At 48.9% G+C, this 16,374-nt stretch carries 14 protein-coding genes; all 14 read right to left on the reverse strand.

The window, feature by feature from the left end:
- Positions 1 to 115: 115 nt before the first annotated feature.
- Positions 116 to 1,510: a sodium:alanine symporter family protein gene (locus Q0G26_RS00360; protein WP_210684046.1), complete on the reverse strand. Its 1,395-nt coding sequence runs from the start codon at positions 1,508 to 1,510 to the stop codon at positions 116 to 118.
- A gap of 237 nt (positions 1,511 to 1,747) precedes the next feature.
- Entirely contained in the window at positions 1,748 to 2,260 is a 513-nt protein-coding gene (locus tag Q0G26_RS00365; RefSeq protein WP_021720018.1) for a cob(I)yrinic acid a,c-diamide adenosyltransferase, read from the reverse strand.
- Positions 2,261 to 2,332: 72 nt separating this feature from the next.
- Positions 2,333 to 2,746, reverse strand: coding sequence for a nucleoside-diphosphate kinase (gene ndk / locus Q0G26_RS00370; RefSeq protein ID WP_293827484.1), 414 nt, complete (start codon positions 2,744 to 2,746; stop codon positions 2,333 to 2,335).
- A gap of 81 nt (positions 2,747 to 2,827) precedes the next feature.
- The gene (gene htpX / locus Q0G26_RS00375) at positions 2,828 to 3,670 is read right to left on the reverse strand and encodes a zinc metalloprotease HtpX (RefSeq protein ID WP_293827487.1); all 843 of its coding nucleotides are present in this window, start codon (positions 3,668 to 3,670) and stop codon (positions 2,828 to 2,830) included.
- Positions 3,671 to 3,766: 96 nt separating this feature from the next.
- The gene (locus Q0G26_RS00380) at positions 3,767 to 4,201 is read right to left on the reverse strand and encodes an aromatase/cyclase (protein WP_009145909.1); all 435 of its coding nucleotides are present in this window, start codon (positions 4,199 to 4,201) and stop codon (positions 3,767 to 3,769) included.
- A 14-nt stretch (positions 4,202 to 4,215) separates the two neighbouring features.
- Positions 4,216 to 5,463 (reverse strand): aminotransferase class III-fold pyridoxal phosphate-dependent enzyme, encoded by a 1,248-nt coding sequence (locus tag Q0G26_RS00385; protein WP_293827490.1) that lies wholly within the window; start codon positions 5,461 to 5,463, stop codon positions 4,216 to 4,218.
- Between the two features lie 513 nt (positions 5,464 to 5,976).
- Complete coding sequence (locus Q0G26_RS00390; RefSeq protein WP_293827493.1) at positions 5,977 to 7,248, reverse strand: divergent polysaccharide deacetylase family protein; 1,272 nt, start codon at positions 7,246 to 7,248, stop codon at positions 5,977 to 5,979.
- Between the two features lie 15 nt (positions 7,249 to 7,263).
- Positions 7,264 to 8,157, reverse strand: coding sequence for a site-specific tyrosine recombinase XerD (xerD, locus tag Q0G26_RS00395; protein ID WP_293827496.1), 894 nt, complete (start codon positions 8,155 to 8,157; stop codon positions 7,264 to 7,266).
- Positions 8,158 to 8,270: 113 nt separating this feature from the next.
- A complete protein-coding gene (hfq, locus tag Q0G26_RS00400; protein ID WP_210684039.1) occupies positions 8,271 to 8,522 on the reverse strand; it encodes an RNA chaperone Hfq in 252 nt (83 codons plus the stop codon).
- A 79-nt stretch (positions 8,523 to 8,601) separates the two neighbouring features.
- Entirely contained in the window at positions 8,602 to 9,537 is a 936-nt protein-coding gene (miaA, locus tag Q0G26_RS00405) for a tRNA (adenosine(37)-N6)-dimethylallyltransferase MiaA (RefSeq protein WP_293827499.1), read from the reverse strand.
- 3 nt (positions 9,538 to 9,540) lie between these two features.
- Positions 9,541 to 10,329, reverse strand: a complete 789-nt coding sequence (locus Q0G26_RS00410) for a class I SAM-dependent methyltransferase (RefSeq protein WP_293827502.1) — start codon at positions 10,327 to 10,329, stop codon at positions 9,541 to 9,543.
- Positions 10,329 to 12,359 carry a DNA mismatch repair endonuclease MutL gene (gene mutL / locus Q0G26_RS00415; RefSeq protein ID WP_293827504.1) on the reverse strand — a complete coding sequence of 677 codons (2,031 nt, stop codon included), beginning with the start codon at positions 12,357 to 12,359 and terminating at the stop codon, positions 10,329 to 10,331. Before mutL ends, Q0G26_RS00410 begins: the two co-directional genes overlap by 1 nt.
- Positions 12,359 to 14,941 (reverse strand): DNA mismatch repair protein MutS, encoded by a 2,583-nt coding sequence (gene mutS / locus Q0G26_RS00420; protein ID WP_293827507.1) that lies wholly within the window; start codon positions 14,939 to 14,941, stop codon positions 12,359 to 12,361. The genes mutL and mutS overlap by 1 nt, the downstream gene beginning before the upstream one ends.
- Positions 14,941 to 16,269: a tRNA (N6-isopentenyl adenosine(37)-C2)-methylthiotransferase MiaB gene (gene miaB, locus Q0G26_RS00425; protein WP_293827510.1), complete on the reverse strand. Its 1,329-nt coding sequence runs from the start codon at positions 16,267 to 16,269 to the stop codon at positions 14,941 to 14,943. The genes mutS and miaB overlap by 1 nt, the downstream gene beginning before the upstream one ends.
- Between the last annotated feature and the right edge of the window lie 105 nt (positions 16,270 to 16,374).

Genomic DNA, 16,374 nt, shown 5'->3' on the forward strand with positions numbered 1-16,374 from the left:
CTATTATCTTGATATGTATATTATAACACACCAAAGACATAAAAATACAGATGACACAAAAACTTAATAATGAAAAAAGCCACTGTATCTCTACAATGGCTTTCGTTAATGTTAATTAATTATTTTCAGTTGCCAGATCTTCGCGAATCTCAGCCAGCTGTTTACGACGGCTGTGAACCTTTTCCCAATGCTCGAAGTACAGCTTGGTTTCTGCAACAACCACACCGCTCAGGCCCAACAGAGCAATCAGGTTAGGAATAGCCATCAGACCGTTAACGATATCAGCAATAATCCAAATCATTTCCAGCTTCAGGAATACGCCCAGGCCTACCAGAATGATATAGCCGATACGGTAAGGCATGATGCATTTTACGCCGAATAGATATTCTGCGCAACGCTCGCCGTAATAGCTCCAGCCGATAATAGTGGTGAAGGCGAAGAGTACCAGACCGCCGGTCAGGACATACTTGGCAACAGCCGGGAAAGCAGAAGCGAAAGCAGCCTCAGTCAGAGCAGCACCGTTCAAATCGCCGGCCCAGGCACCGCTGACGATAATGGACAGGCCGGTCATGGTGCAGATGATGATGGTATCGATAAAGGTACCGGTCATAGAAACAAGGCCCTGTTCTGCAGGCCATTTGGTTTTTGCTGCAGCTGCTACGATAGGAGCAGAGCCCAGACCAGATTCATTGGAATAAATGCCGCGGGCGATACCGCTGCGCATTGCCAGCATAATTCCGGCACCGGCAAAGCCGCCTGCTGCCGCAGTACCGTTGAAGGCACCGTCGATAACCAGCTTAATTGCAGCCGGCAGAGCATCAGCATAAAATACCAGCACGGAAACGGTTGCGATAACATAAACAGCAGCCATGAAAGGAACAATCTTGCTTGCTACGTTAGCAATGGATTGCAGCCCGCCGATAATAACAACAGCAACAAGAACAGTCAGGATTGCTGCTACAACGTATTCGGAAACGCCAAAGGATACATTAACAATAGAAGTGATTGCATTTACCTGAGTAAAGGTACCGCTGCCCAGGCAGGCAGTCATAACACCGAAGATAGAGAACATTACAGCCAAAGGCTTGAATTTTTTGCCCAGGCCCTGTTCAATATAGTACATCGGACCGCCGGAAGCGTTGCCGTTTTCATCATAGGTACGATACTTAACAGCCAGCACGCCTTCGGAATATTTGGTTGCCATACCGAAGAAAGCAGCCAGCCACATCCACAGCAGAGCACCGGGGCCACCGAGCTTAATTGCTGTTGCTACGCCAACGATATTACCGGTGCCGACAGTTGCGGCCAAAGCAGTGCACAAAGCCTGAAAGCTGCTTACATCACCTTCGCCCTTGCTGCGGGCGGTAAAAATCAGCTGCAAGGCTTTAGGCAGCTTCATAACCTGAAGCAGACCAAGACGGACGCTCATTAAAATGCCTGTACCCATAAGCAGCATCATCAAAGGCGGGCCCCAAATGAAGCCATCAATAGAATTCAAAATCTCCAACATAAAAAAATCCCCCCAGTAAAAATTTAAAACACGTTTACAATTTAAGGCTTTTTCCCGAAGCCCATGTATAGTATTGTAGCACATCAATATATAGTGTACAATACTTCACACGATTGTATACACGTATTCTTCTTAGCAGCAGGGAATAGTGTGACAACTTATTGCATGCAAGCAAAAAAGCTTCCACCTGCGGTCAAAGACCACAGGCAGAAGCTTCTATTCCTTAATCAGCAATGCTTATTTTACTTCGCATTCTACACGTGCCAGGATAAAGCACAAATCAGACAAACGGTTCAGGCAAACCAGAACATTGGGGTTAACCGGTTCGTTTTCAGCCAGACGCAGCAGGCAGCGCTCGGCACGACGGGTAGTAGTGCGCGCGATGTCCAGTGCGGCAGCGCCTACAGTATCGCCGGGGATAATGAAATGACCCAGCGGCTGCAACAGAGAATCAAACTTGTCGATTGTATCCTCAAACAGCTTAACGTGTTCTTCTTTGATGTAAGGTTCGGGCAGGTTGAGGCTGGCAATATCAGCCATCACAGACATGAGCAGCTTTTGTACATTGAAAATGGTTTCACGTACGTCCTCACGCGTAACCTGAGCACGTGCCAAACCTAATGCCGAGGAAATTTCATCCACAGTACCATAGGCTTCTACACGCAGGCTTTGCTTGGGAACACGTTCTCCTGTGTACAAACCGGTAGTTCCTTTGTCACCGGTTCTGGTATAAACAGCAGCTTTCTTCATTTCTGCACCATCCTTTCCGTGAGAGTGTAACCCCTCTCAGTCAGCTCATGGCTGCCGAAAGGCTAAAGTTAATTAGTAAATTTCTTCCGGAGTGAAGAAGTTGTTGATTTCGCGCTCAGCAGCTTCCGGGCTGTCGGAACCGTGAACAATGTTTTCACCGATGCTCAGAGCGAAGTCGCCGCGGATAGAACCGGGAACTGCTTCGATCGGGTTGGTAGCACCGTTCAGTTGACGAACAGCTTTGATAGCGTTTTCGCCACGGATTACAGCGCAAACCAGCGGAGCGGAGGTGATGAAGTCAACCAGTTCGCCGAAGAAGGGTTTGCCTTCATGCTCAGCATAGTGGAATTTAGCTTGAGCTTCGGTAACTTTAACCAGTTTCAGAGCTGCAACTTGCAGGCCTTTGTGTTCGAAACGAGCGATGATGTCGCCGATCAGATTTTTCTTAACTCCATCGGGTTTTACGAGTACAAGTGTTTGTTCCATGTGTGAATCTCTCCTTAAAGTTTAATTAATTTTTTATACTAACCCAGTCACCGATGTGACTTAGAGGTATAGTTGAATTTGTTAACGGATACCCATTTCTCTTGCCTGCTCACGCAGCAGCTGAACTCTTTCCTCTGTTGCAGGGTGAGTGCTGAAAAGCTGCTTGGCATCAACACCGGCAAAGGGGTTGATAATAAACATATGCGCAGTTGCTTCGGTAGCACCGGGCATTACGCGACGCTCCGCATAGGCTTCAATCTTCAGCAGGGCATCAGCCAGAGCATTGGGATTGCCGCAAAGCTCACCGCCGGATTTATCTGCCATATATTCGCGGGAACGGGATACTGCCATCTGAATCAGCATAGCTGCCAGAGGCGCCAAAATCATAACCAGAATAGAAGCGATAGGATTACGGCTTTCGCCATTCTCATCACGACCGCCGCCAAAGAACATACCCCATTGGGCAATCGTGGAAATAGCACCTGCCATAGAAGCGGCAATAGTACTTACCAAAATATCACGATGCATAATATGGCTCAGCTCATGGCCCAAAACACCGGCCAGCTCTTCCTTGGTCAGCATATCTGCCAGCGCAGTATTTACCGCAACGGCAGCATGCTCCGGATTTCTGCCGGTAGCAAAAGCGTTAGGCACCGGACTGTCGATAATATAAACCTTCGGCATAGGAATATTGGCTTTTTTAGCCAGCTTTTCTACTATTCCGTACAGCTCCGGCGCACTGTTGCGGTCAACCTGTTGTGCATCATAGTGTGCCAGAACCATCTTATCGCTGTTCCAATAAGCAAAGAAGTTCATTGCCACGCCTACAAAAAGCATTACGGTCATGCCACGCAGACCACCGAAGAAGTCGCCCAGGAGCATCAGCAGCGCTGTCATTAACGCCATTAAAAACGCTGTTTTCATCTAAGTAATTTCCTCCTCATAAAAGACCTGCACTGTAAACAGGTACAGGCATTAATAGAATACATTTTCAACATATCTATTATAACAAGTAATTACTTATTTTTCAATTTGGGCCTTGATAGAGTTTAACATATTTTCACTGTTTTCACGAACTTTTTTCTTAAGAATAGGATTCAGAAGGCCGGCAATCATCGGAATACCGAACTCAAAATCAACTGCCAAAGTTACCTCGCAGCCGTCAGCCTGCGGTGTAATAAGCCAGGAGCCTTCCATTTTCTTTAAATCACCCTCGGTCTGAGCGTAGGTAATCTTCAGCTCCTCAGGATAGAAGGTATCGCGCTCGGTCCAGACGATTTTGCGTCCGTCAACATTACTTACCCAGTGAGAAACAGTGTAATTCTCACCGCGCTCCAAGATTTCTACGCTTACCAGGTCATGCATAAAGTTAGGGTAAGCAGCCATATCCTTGATAATATCATAAATTTTTGCACCATCACCCTTGATGGTGGTTTTGCTCTCTACATAAGGCATAATCTTATCTCCTCTTATAAATCTTCAATAACATCCGCGGTTTCTTTAACAGCGCCTCTGAAGGCCTCCAGAACATGGTCAATAACCTCTTTAGGCATAATCAGCGGCGGCTCCATACGGATAACCTTAGGATTGTTCAGTGTATAAGCAACAATAATGTGCTGGTTAATCATCAGGCTCATCAGCATACCGCCGGCGCCCTCTTTGGTCAGCTCAATACCGATCATCATACCACGACCGCGTACTTCCTTGATAACGGAAGGATATTCCGCAGCGATAGCCTCCAGACCGGCCTTCAGATAAGCGCCTGCCTCACGGCCGCGACGCAGCATATCCTCTTCCTTGATAGTCTTGATGGCTGCTACACCGGCAGCGCAGGCCAGCTGGTTGCCGCCAAAGGTAGAGGTGTGCAGGAACGGTGCTTCAATCAGACCGGCCCAGGCACGCGGAGTGCCGATAATCGCACCTATGGGCATTACACCGCCGCCCAAAGCCTTAGCGCAGGCCATCAGGTCAGGAGTAACGCCGTCATGGTTAACGCCAAACCATTCGCCTGTACGGCCGATACCTGTCTGTACCTCATCGGCAATCAGCAGAGCACCCTTCTTCTCGCAGATTTCCTTCACCTCGCGCAGGTAACCTGCCGGCGGAACAATAATGCCGCCCTCACCCTGAACAGGCTCCAGGATAACAGCAGCAGTATCCTCATCAACAGCTGCCTCAACAGCTGCGGCGTCGCCGTATTCTACATGAGTAAAGCCATCGAGCAGCGGTTTAAACGGCTCGCGATACATATCACGTCCGGTAGCAGTTAAGCTACCAAAGGTTTTGCCGTGAAAAGCATTCTTCGCAGCAACGAATTTTTTGCGTTTTGTTGCCAGACGTGCTACCTTCAGGCAGCCTTCAACGGCTTCAGTACCGCTGTTGACAAAAAAGCTGTACTGCAGCTCACCGGGAGTAATCTCGGCCAATGCCTCCGCCAAATCAGCCATCGGACGGTTGAACAACACCTTGCCGCACATCGGCATAGCATGCAGCTCCTTTTCCACAGCCTCGACAACCTTCGGATGACGATGACCTAAAGCAAACATACCGTAACCGCCCAAACAGTCAATGAACTCCTGACCTTCGCTGTCGGTAATAGTCCAGCCCTCAGCGTGACCTTCGATGCTTGCCAGGCCCATGAAGCGGAATAGCTTTGCCTGAGCGGGATTGATATACTTTTCATATTTACCGATTGTTTCTTCTACATAATTAGACATTTTCTTACCTCGATTCAGTTTATGTAAATTAGAGTTTTGCAAACAGAATATGTACTCATAAGAGCCTCTCCTTGGGGAGAGGTGGCATCGCGTAGCGATGACGGAGAGGGGTGTATCATTTTACCGTATAAAACACTATTCACGAACAATCCCCTCTCAGTCGCCTTTTAGGCGACAGCTCTCCCCAAGGAGAGCCAATTTTTCTTAAGAATTACAACTTTTGAACAACACACCAGAGCAAGCAACTAAATATATCGTGCAGCGAATAAAAATTTTAGCAAATGAGTGTCTGGAACCATAGAAACAAGGCAACCGAAAACTAAAGGTTACTTGCGAACAAAATCGGCGCCGCACGTTTCGTCCTGGTTCCACACGAAATTTGCGTTGTGCCCTATGGGCACGGGAAAATTTTTCTGAGCGGAACGATATGTTAGTTGCGCAGTTATCAAGCGAATATTTCTTACTATCTTCTTTCAGTTATGAAAGAAGCAGAATCCCAATACTAATACTAATTTAATACAGCAGCTCCGTCACCGGCACAAAGGTTATCCCTGTCCGTTTAAACTCCGCAGCATACATCTCCCAGCATTTAGCCGTATTCGGTCTGGCGTGGCAGATAGCAATAACGCTGCCGTTCTTTTCCGCCATAGCGAAAGCCTTATATATCTGCTGACGAATCGCCTGCACGTCAGAGCTGTTATCCAAAAAGATATCATTACGAGCCGTCGAAACGCCTGCCTGCTGTGCCATTGTGCGTGCTACCGAAGCAGAATTTGTACGACTGTCCACAAAGAACAGATTTTGATGACGCAGCTCCTGCAAAACAACACGCATAGTTTCCTTATCAGCAGTTGCCTTCGAGCCCTGGTGATTATTTACACCCACAACTCCTGGCAGACTATTAAGCGCACGCCTCGTAAGCGACAACTTATTGGCAGCAGTTAAATCAGTGCGAATTGTTGCAGAACCCTCGCTCATCGCACTGCGGTCAATAGGCTCCATCGGCAGATGCAGCATCGGCACACGTCCTTTAGACTTTACCATCTCCAGAACATCGCTGCTGTACTGCTTATACGGCAATATGGCATAGCTGAACGGCAAACCGGTATTCAACAGCTTGCGCACCGGCGCCATATCATAGCCGCAGTCATCAATAATAATGGCTACTTTTCCTCTGAATTGCCTGACGGTCCCCTGCTGCTCCGCTTCTGCCTTCTGCTCGGGTAAATCCTTAATATCCTTATCCTGCTTGGTAAGGTTACTATTATGAAAGAAAACAACAGTATCCGTCACAAAGCTCTTGCTGCCTGTGCCGGCCTTAACCTTAATGCCAATTTCAGCCTTATAAGCATCCCATTTTTTGTATTTGGCAGGCTTGCCGCTGATATAAACCAATCCTGCCTGCTCTACCTTCGTCTGCAGCCAGTCGCAGGCACCGGCAAGACTGGTACCGGATGGTACACCCACCGCCAGCTCACGCTGGTTAATCTGCACCTTAGCACCGGATTCTTCTACCTCAACATCCTTTTTGCCATGGTCATTTTCAATCAGCTGCCAATTATTTTTCTGCAGCAAAATATTATCCAGCAGACGCTGTGCCTCTATGGACTCGTCCAACAGACTAACAGTCTGCGCCTCATCGCCCTTTTTAGCCAACACATCCTTTTTGCTTTGGCTGTTGGCAAAGAAAAGTCCACAGGCAATGGCAATTACTGCCACAATTGCTATTAAAATCAGAACACCATACTTGCTGCCGGAGGATTTCTTGTTCCTTCTTCTTGTCATAGCTGTTCTCCCTTCTTAAGCCCTTGGATGTGCCTTATCATACACCTCACGCAAGCGCTCCACATCAAGATGCGTATATATTTGCGTTGTAGAAATATCAGCATGTCCCAAAAGCTCCTGTACTATGCGCAGATCAGTACCATTATTTAAAAGATGGGTAGCAAAGGAATGGCGCAGCATATGCGGTGTAACGCGCTTGCTGATGCCTGCGCTCTTGCCATAGGCCACAATTATTTCGTAAAAACGCTCCCGCGTCATCGGTCCGCCCCAGCTGGTTACAAAAAGCTCTGCAGCCTTATCGGGCTTGCCATGCAACAGCTGCGGCCTTACTACCGTCAGATAATGCTCCAGATAATGCAGTGCAGTGCGTCCTAAGGGAAGCATGCGTTCCTTGGAGCCCTTGCCCATAACAATGACATACTGCATCTTCATATCAACATTCTTCACCGGCACATTTACCAGCTCCGACACGCGCATACCGGTAGCATATAACAGCTCCAGCATCGTCTTGTCGCGATAGCCGTCCAAGGTTCCCAAATTAGGCTCATCCAAAAGCTTTTCTACCTCCTGAACGCTCAGCACCTTCGGCAGATGCAGTCCTCTGCTCGCCGCCTCCAGCACCTCGGCAGGATTACGGCGGATATAACGCTCTGCCGTCAGAAAACGGTAAAACGCCTTAATCGAAGCCAGCTTGCGTGCCACCGTCGAGGCAGCGCGGCCTTCCTGCTTCAAACGCACAAGATAGGCAATCAGCTGCTGTCGCGAAACCTGCAACAGCTCTTCATCTGCTTTCAGCTGCAAGCTTTTCATCAGCAGGCGCAAATCACGCATATACGCCAGCTGCGTATTTTTAGACAATCCCAGCTCTACCATCAGATATTCCTGGAACAATGCCAGATAGTCAAACATAAAAACCTGCCTCCACCCTACAAATCTGCCATTAGCAAAAATTTCGGATGCATTCATCTTCAGAAAAAGAAAAACAACGCTGTTGCGCCGTTTTTCTTCATACCTGTACTATATTAAAATTCTTTTTTCTCAGGCTGCATAATAGTAATATTAGTTGCCGGGGAAATAGTGGAAATAGCATGCTTGTACACAAGCTGCTGCTTGCCTTCGTTTTCAATAATAACGGTAAAATTGTCAAAGCCTCTTACCAAGCCACGAATTTGGAAGCCATTCATCAGATAGATAATAACACCCAGATTTTCCTTACGAACATGGTTTAAAAAGCTGTCTTGCAAATTCATTGCGGGTTTTACTGAAGTAATCATTAAAAGCCCCTCCTACTCATTTCGTTATCTCCGGAAGTACAGATTCCTAAAAACCTACACTCCTCTTTATACTTATATTTTACACCGAAATGCCACTTTCTACAAGTATTTCGGTAATATCTGCCACTGCCTGTTGATAATCAGGCTCATCGTCCAGATGCAGCCAGTGAATATACGGCATTTTTTTATACCAGGTAATCTGCCGCTTGGCAAAGTTGCGCGTTGCCTGCTTCAGCTTATCCACAGCAGCAGCATAATCCATGCTGCCGTTTAGATACCACACCATTTGCCTGTAGCCGATGCTCTGCATTGACTGGCACTTGGGCGCTACACCCTGCTCCAGCAGGCTGCGCACCTCCTGCTCCAGACCGGCCTCCAACATCAAATCAACACGCCTGTTGATGCGCTCGTACAGCGCCTGACGCTCCATCTCCAGGCCGATAACTACGGCATCATAAGGACTTTCCTGCGCGCCGTACTGGTTGACAGCCTCGCCCTGCATGGCCGATTCCAGCGCACGGATAACACGACGCACATTATTGGGATGAATGCGCTGCGCCTCCTGCGGCGCCAGCTCCTGCAGGCGCGCATGCAGCGCCAACGCGCCCTTTTCCTGCGCCTCGGCCTCCAGCCTGCGGCGCAGCTCGCTATCCTCATCCGCATTGTTAAAGGCATAATCCTCAAGCAACGCTTTGATGTACAGTCCTGTACCACCGGCAATTATCGGCAGATGTCCGCGCGCATTGATTTCCGTAATCAGCGCAGACGCACGCTCCTTAAAATCCACAACGCTGAAGGAAGCGTCCGGCGGCAGAATATCCACCAGATGATGCGGCACAGCCGCCAGTTCTTCAGCAGTAGGCTTCGCCGTACCGATATTCATATTTTTATAAACCAGCATTGAATCACCGGAAATTATTTCGCCCTGAAATTGCTTAGCAATTTCAATTGCGCAATGACTTTTTCCGGTTGCTGTTGCTCCTAAAATAACAACTACCTTGGGTTTTTGCACCATAAATCACCTTTTTATTATTCCGTACTTAATCCTGCTGTATTTGCCGCCGACAAATTCCTCGCAGCCATACTCGCGCAGAATATATTCGCTGCGCTCCTTGATAACCACGCGCGGCGCTGCCTTAAGCGCCAGCTGCAGCGTTGCTTCCGACAGTGCTTCCTCATAGGAAAGCGGTCGCAAAGCTTCCATGCCCTTGGCACCATTAACAGGATGGCGAAACATCGGATCGAAATAAATTACATCAAAGCTATCTGGCGCACACTGCGCCAGATAATCCTCCGCCAACGCCTGCACCGGCTGAATCCGGCGCAGTGCCGCTGTCAGGTCTGCATCTTCTGCCACATAATGCTGCAGGCCATAGCTCACGGCAAAATGCAGCAGCGGTGAAGCCTCCAGCCCCACGACTGTTCCAGCCTCACCGACAGCATAGGAGCTGATGGCGGCATCCGCCGCCAGGCCCAGGGTAGCATCAAGCACTCTTTTCCCCGGACGCAGGTCCAACGCCGTCAGCAAATGCTCCGTCGCGCCACGCTTCAGCTGCTGCAGACGCAGTACCGCCATCCCCGGATGATAGGCAAAGCTGCCTGCATCACTGTGAACACGCGGGCCTTCCTTCTCTCCCACAACCAACGCCGCCAGATTATATTGCGCCATAAGCTCGTCTACACCCATGTTATGCGGTCGCTCCACATAAATTGCCCCCAGCTGCTCCGCCCAGGCCAAGGCCTGGGCTGCAGCGGCGCTGCCTGTCGCATTTCTGGCTGTTGTTACGCCAATTTTGCCTGTAAGCATTAAAAGCCCGTCCTTTTAAACATTTTATACAGCTGATTGCTGTCAATTTCAATCATGCAAGGTCTGCCGTGCGGGCAGGTAAACGGATGCGTGGTATTACACAAATCAATAATCATCTGACGCATCTGACGCATATTCAACAGCTGTCCTGCCTTAATCGCTGCCTTGCAGGCAGTCATGTGCAGCACCTCCTGCCGCAAATCACTACCGTTGACATTACGCATTTCGCGCAGCATTTTGCTTATAGCGTTGATAAAATCCTCAGCGGCATCTGCCTTGATATCCGTAGGCAGGCTGCTTACGCGCAGCAAACTTTCGCCGGCGCTGGCAGCATCCACACCCAAAGCCAGGAATTCATCCCTGTGCTCCTCAATCAGCGCAATATCATCGGCAGCCATATCAACATACAAAGGCATCAAGAGCTGCTGCGACGGTATCTGCTCATGCGAAGCCACCAGCTTGTCATAAAGAATACGCTCATGGGCAGCATGCTGATCAATAAGATAAAGCGTATTTTCACTTTGAGCAATAATAAAGGTTTTATCAACCTGACCAATCGGCCAGATTGTATCCATACCACTGTCAGTATCAGTAAAAGCAATAGTTTCCCTATTGACCGCAGGTGCAGCCTCCGTCGGCTGCGGCTTAGCAAATTCACTGCGTGCCTCATGCACCTCCAGCACAGGCTCCTGATAGCCATTACTGTAGGAAGCAGTCGGGGCACTCTTAGCAAAATCATCAAACGGCTGCCACATCGTCTGTTGCTCTGCCTGTTCTTTTTTTACAGCAGGAGCAGGCTGCTCAGGCACCAGCAAACTTTCGGGAGCAGGTGCAGTCTGCACATCTTCCTTGCGCTCCGGAGTTTTGAAAATCTGCTCCGTACTGCTCTTGAACACAGGCTGCGGCGGCTGATACTCCGGCTTCGCTTGCGGTGCAGGTGCACCCGGCACAGAAACAGCTTGCGGCTGCGGCTTCACAAAAACATTCAGCTCTGAATCAGGCAGCAGCGCTACCTGCGTCTTTTGGGCGCTCATCGGCTTCGTCAGCGCATCGGTCAACGCCTTATACATAGCCTTATAAATCAGGCTGTCATCACTGAATTTGATTTCGCTCTTCTGCGGATGCACATTAACATCAACGCTGGCTGTATCAACTGTTATATTGATAACAGCAAAGGGAAAACCGCTTTTGGGAATCTGCGACTGGTATGCATGGTCCATAGCCTTGGAAAGCATTTTGCTGCCAATGCAGCGGCCATTGACAAAGAACGTCTGCCATTGGCGCGTTCCCTTCAGCAGCGTAGGCTTGCCGATAAAGCCGCTAACGCTTACCTTAGGATCGTTCAGTGATACCTCCAGAAGGTTTTCGGCAACATTCTTGCCATACAGTGCTTTAATCGCATGCTCCAAATCTCCATCACCGGGAGTGCTGAGCACCTCTTTATCATTGTTCACCAGCTTAAAGCGCACATCAGGACGTGAAAGCGCCAGCCTTGTCAAAAGCTCACTGATATAACGTCCCTCGGTGCTCACTGTTTTCAGGAATTTGCGGCGTGCAGGCACGTTGAAGAATAGATTCTCCACAATTACGGTAGTACCCGTACTACCGCCGCTTGCGGTAACCTCCGTATTTTCGCCGCCGTCAATATGCACAGAGGTAGCGAATTCCTCGCTCTCCGGACGGGTGAGCAACGTAAAGTTAGAAACAGAAGCGATACTGGGCAAGGCTTCACCGCGAAAGCCCAAGGTATTCAGGCTCAGCAAATCCTCAGCCTTCGTAAGCTTGCTTGTGGCATGGCGCAGCACCGCCATTTTGGCATCAGCTTCACTCATGCCGCAGCCATTATCAGTTACTCTGATATATTCCGTACCACCAGCAAAAATCGTTACTTCAATTTTATCCGCACCGGCATCCAGTGCGTTCTCAACCAATTCCTTTACTACGGACGCAGGCTTTTCTACAACCTCGCCGGCAGCAATCTGATTGGCGGTATTCGTATCCAACAATCTGACGGCATGCTCTTCTGCCATTATTTACCCAGCTCCTTTCTTGCTTCATCCTGCAATTTATACAAGGCGCTCATCGCCTCAATCGGTGTCATACTCATAACATCGAGCTTTAAAAGCTCATTGGCAATAGAACTGCCAAACAGCGAGCCCATCATATTATCCGGCGCTGCAGCAGCTGCAGGCTGCTGTACCCGGCCGTTATCATTATCATATTCCTTCAGCAGCTCTTCTGAACGCTCCAGCACCTTCTTCGGCAGACCGGCGAGGCGTGCAACATGTACGCCGTAGCTGCGGTCTGTACCGCCCGGCACAATACGGCGCAGGAAGATAATATCCTTGCCTCTTTCCTTAACGGCAACGGAATAATTCTTCACACCGCTCAGCACATTTTCCAAAGCAATCAGCTGATGATAATGCGTAGCAAACAGCGTCTTTGCCTTGATGCGGTCATGGATATATTCCATAACTGCGTGGGCAATACTCATGCCGTCAAAGGTACTGGTACCGCGGCCTACCTCGTCAAGGATAATCAGACTGTTTTTCGTAGCATATTTTAAAATCTGCGCTACCTCGTTCATCTCCACCATAAAGGTGCTCTGGCCTGTTGCCAGATCATCACTGGCACCGACGCGGGTGAAAATCTTATCTACCGGGCAAACGCTCGCCTGACGCGCAGGAATAAAGCTGCCGATTTGCGTCATCAGCACCAGCAGTGCCACCTGACGCATGTAGGTTGATTTACCTGCCATATTCGGACCGGTAATAATTATCATGCGCTCATCGGTATTATTCAGATTGGTATTATTCGGAACAAAAATCTCCTTTTCCAGTAAGCGCTCTACTACGGGATGACGTCCGTCAACAATCTTGATTTCTCCGTTATTATTCAGCTCAGGTCTTACATAATTATATTTATAGGCAGCCTCTGCCAAGCCTGTCAGCACATCAATGTAGCTGACAGCGCGGGCAGTTTCCTGAATCTCCTTGATTTTGCCGCGAATCAAATTTCTCAGCTCATCAAACAGATAATACTCCAGCTGCTCAATTTTTTCCTTGGCACCGAGAATCTTATTCTCAAATTCTTTAAGCTCGGGAACGATATAGCGCTCCGCATTTACCAAAGTCTGCTTACGCACAAAGTACGGCGGCACGCTGCTGCTCTGTCCCTTGCTTACCTCGATATAATAGCCGAAAACCTTGTTGAAGCCGACCTTCATGGTTTTAATGCCGGTTTCCTCTTTGATTTTCTGCTCAAAATTCTGCATCCAGGTTTTATTGTCGGCAGCAATTAAACGCAGCTCGTCCAGCTCCTTGTTGTAACCATCGCGAATCATACCGCCCTCGCGGATAGAAAACGGTGGTTCATCAACAAGCGCCTGCTGCAGTCTTGCAGCCAGCTCCTCATGCAGATGCAAGCCTTTCCACAGCTTATGCAGCAAACCGCTCTGGCAACCTGCCAAAATACCCTTCAAGCCCGGCAGCACGCTCAGGGAATTGCGCAGCGCCACCAAATCTCTGGCATTGGCACTGCCTACCTCCGTGCGGCTGACAATGCGCTCAAGATCCGCAACTGCCTTCAGCTGCGCCGCTATCGTTTCGCGCAGCTCTGCGGCTGCCGCCAGTTCGGCTACCGCCTCCTGGCGCTCATAAATGCGGCCCACATCCAGCAGCGGGCTTTCAATCCAACTGCGCAGACGACGTGCACCCATCGAGGTATTGGTAAAATCAAGCACCTGCAAAAGCGTACCGCGCTTCGAACCGTCCGTCATATTGCGAACCAGCTCCAGGTTACGGATAGCAGTTACGTCAAGGTTCATAAAGCTATTACGTTCAATCCGCACCAGACGGTTGATATGGCTCAAATCCGCCATAACTGTTCCGTGCAGATAACGCAGCAAAAGCTCAACTGTGCTGTGCACCTCATCAGGCACATCATTGCCGGCAAAATGCTGCGCAAAATAATCAGCATCAGGAGCACTCTCTTCGTAACGTGTCACCACGCATTCCGGCAATCTTGCCGCCAGCCATTCCTGCAGCTTCTCACTCATTTCATCAGAAGCAAGGCGCACAACAAGCTCTGCTGGCTGCAGTCTGTAAAGCTGCTCGGTTATATTCAAAAAGCTTTCCGGCGTCTGGTCAAGAAACCATTCGCACTCACCCGTAGTTACATCAGCCGCCGCCAGGCACATTTCCTTTTCCTGGGCCTGCTGTAAAAATATCAGATAGCGATTGTGCTTATCCTCCAAAAGCTGTTCGTTCAGCGCCGTTCCCGGCGTAATAATTTTAATAACCTTGCGCTCAACAATGCCTTTGGCGAGCTTTGGATCCTCCACCTGCTCGCAGATAGCGATGCGGTAACCCTTTTTTATCAGCTTGGCGATATATCCGTCCACCGAATGATAAGGCACACCGCACATCGGCATATTTTCCATACCGTTAGAGCGCTTGGTCAGTGTTAAATTCAGCTCACGTGATGCAGTAAGCGCATCATCAAAAAACATTTCATAAAAATCGCCCAAGCGAAAGAAGAGCAGCTCATTTTGATGCTCCTGCTTCACTGCCATATATTGCTGTACCATGGGCGTAACATTTGCAGCAGCCATTAATCAACCGCCTTACCTTTCACTAGCCAGGTCTGTGCAGCTTCAATCTGCACGTTAACCTTCTGTCCTACCTCGTATTGCTTATCTTCAATCGGCCACAGTACCAGAACTCCTGTGCGTGTGCGTCCGTTCCAAACTGTTTTCTGCTTGCTGGGGCCTTCTGCCAATACTTCCACAGTCTGACCTACCAGCTTTTCATGGCACTTCAGGCTGTTTTCGTTCTGCAGCGCCATCAAATGGTTCAAACGTTCCTTCTTCACTGCCAGCGGCACCTGATTTTCCATTTTGGCAGCAGGTGTACCGCTGCGCTTAGAATAAATAAAGGTATAAGCAGAGGTAAAGCCAACCTGACGCACGACATCCAGAGTTTCTTCAAAATCCTCTTCGGTTTCGCCCGGGAAGCCTACAATGATATCTGTAGTAATCGTTGCGTCCGGCACATACTTGCGTACCAGCTTCACCAGCTCCAGATATTTTTCCTTCGTGTAACCGCGGTTCATACGGCGCAGAATTTCTGAGCTGCCAGCCTGAAACGGCAGATGGAAGTTTTCGCAGATGTGCTCACATTCTGCCACAGCCTTGATAACCTCCTCGCTCATATCGCGCGGATGGCTGGTCATATAATGAATACGCTCCACACCGGGAATAATATCCACACGGCGCAGCAGCTTAGCGAAAGCGTCCTTATCGCCAAAATCCTTGCCGTAGGAATTAACGTTTTGTCCCAGCAGGGTGAATTCTTTATAGCCATCCTTAACTGCTGCCTCAATCTCAGCAACAATATTGTCAATGCTGCGGCTGCGCTCGCGTCCGCGCACATATGGCACGATGCAGTAGGTGCAGAAATTATTGCAGCCATACATAATAGGAATCCAGGCAGCAAAGGAGCTTTGGCGTACCATGTGTCCCTCAAACTCGCTTTGATGAATAGTCAGATCGGTATAAACCGCAGCCTTGCGCTCTGCCAGAAATTCCAGCAGCAGACGTTTAAAATCGTTAACATAAGCAGTACCCAGCAGCAAATCTACCTGCGGATGCTTCTTACGCAGCTTTTCGCCGTCCTTCTGTGCCATGCAACCGGCCACACAGATAACTACATCCGGATTGGCACGCTTTACAGCCTTTAATTCGCCAATCTTGCCGGCAATTTTCTTTTCCGCACTTTCGCGCACGCAGCAGGTATTGACGATAATAATATCAGCAGTATGAAAATCAGGATTAGGTGCATAGCCCAGCTCCTGCAGCTGACCTGCATAATGCTCCGTATCGGATTCATTCATCTGGCAACCATAATTTATCAGACAGTAGGTTTTATTTTTATCACTCATGTAAATACCTCCGTATAAAATCAGTCTATCATTATATTATAACCAATTACACTCACTTCCCGCAACATTTCCCCTGGAAAGATGTAGGGAATAATTTATAAAATA

It is taken from the genome of uncultured Phascolarctobacterium sp., from assembly GCF_934190775.1.
In the GTDB taxonomy this organism is placed as follows: domain Bacteria; phylum Bacillota; class Negativicutes; order Acidaminococcales; family Acidaminococcaceae; genus Phascolarctobacterium_A.

Coding starts and splice junctions, on each gene's coding strand:
- Q0G26_RS00380 (WP_009145909.1), bottom strand. CDS start 4,201: ATGCCTTATGTAGAGAGCAAAACCACCATCAAGGGTGATGGTGCAAAA.
- htpX (WP_293827487.1), bottom strand. CDS start 3,670: ATGAAAACAGCGTTTTTAATGGCGTTAATGACAGCGCTGCTGATGCTC.
- Q0G26_RS00360 (WP_210684046.1), bottom strand. CDS start 1,510: ATGTTGGAGATTTTGAATTCTATTGATGGCTTCATTTGGGGCCCGCCT.
- mutS (WP_293827507.1), bottom strand. CDS start 14,941: ATGGCTGCTGCAAATGTTACGCCCATGGTACAGCAATATATGGCAGTG.
- Q0G26_RS00385 (WP_293827490.1), bottom strand. CDS start 5,463: ATGTCTAATTATGTAGAAGAAACAATCGGTAAATATGAAAAGTATATC.
- Q0G26_RS00410 (WP_293827502.1), bottom strand. CDS start 10,329: ATGCTTACAGGCAAAATTGGCGTAACAACAGCCAGAAATGCGACAGGC.
- xerD (WP_293827496.1), bottom strand. CDS start 8,157: ATGTTTGACTATCTGGCATTGTTCCAGGAATATCTGATGGTAGAGCTG.
- hfq (WP_210684039.1), bottom strand. CDS start 8,522: ATGATTACTTCAGTAAAACCCGCAATGAATTTGCAAGACAGCTTTTTA.
- miaA (WP_293827499.1), bottom strand. CDS start 9,537: ATGGTGCAAAAACCCAAGGTAGTTGTTATTTTAGGAGCAACAGCAACC.
- miaB (WP_293827510.1), bottom strand. CDS start 16,269: ATGAGTGATAAAAATAAAACCTACTGTCTGATAAATTATGGTTGCCAG.
- Q0G26_RS00365 (WP_021720018.1), bottom strand. CDS start 2,260: ATGAAGAAAGCTGCTGTTTATACCAGAACCGGTGACAAAGGAACTACC.
- ndk (WP_293827484.1), bottom strand. CDS start 2,746: ATGGAACAAACACTTGTACTCGTAAAACCCGATGGAGTTAAGAAAAAT.
- mutL (WP_293827504.1), bottom strand. CDS start 12,359: ATGGCAGAAGAGCATGCCGTCAGATTGTTGGATACGAATACCGCCAAT.
- Q0G26_RS00390 (WP_293827493.1), bottom strand. CDS start 7,248: ATGACAAGAAGAAGGAACAAGAAATCCTCCGGCAGCAAGTATGGTGTT.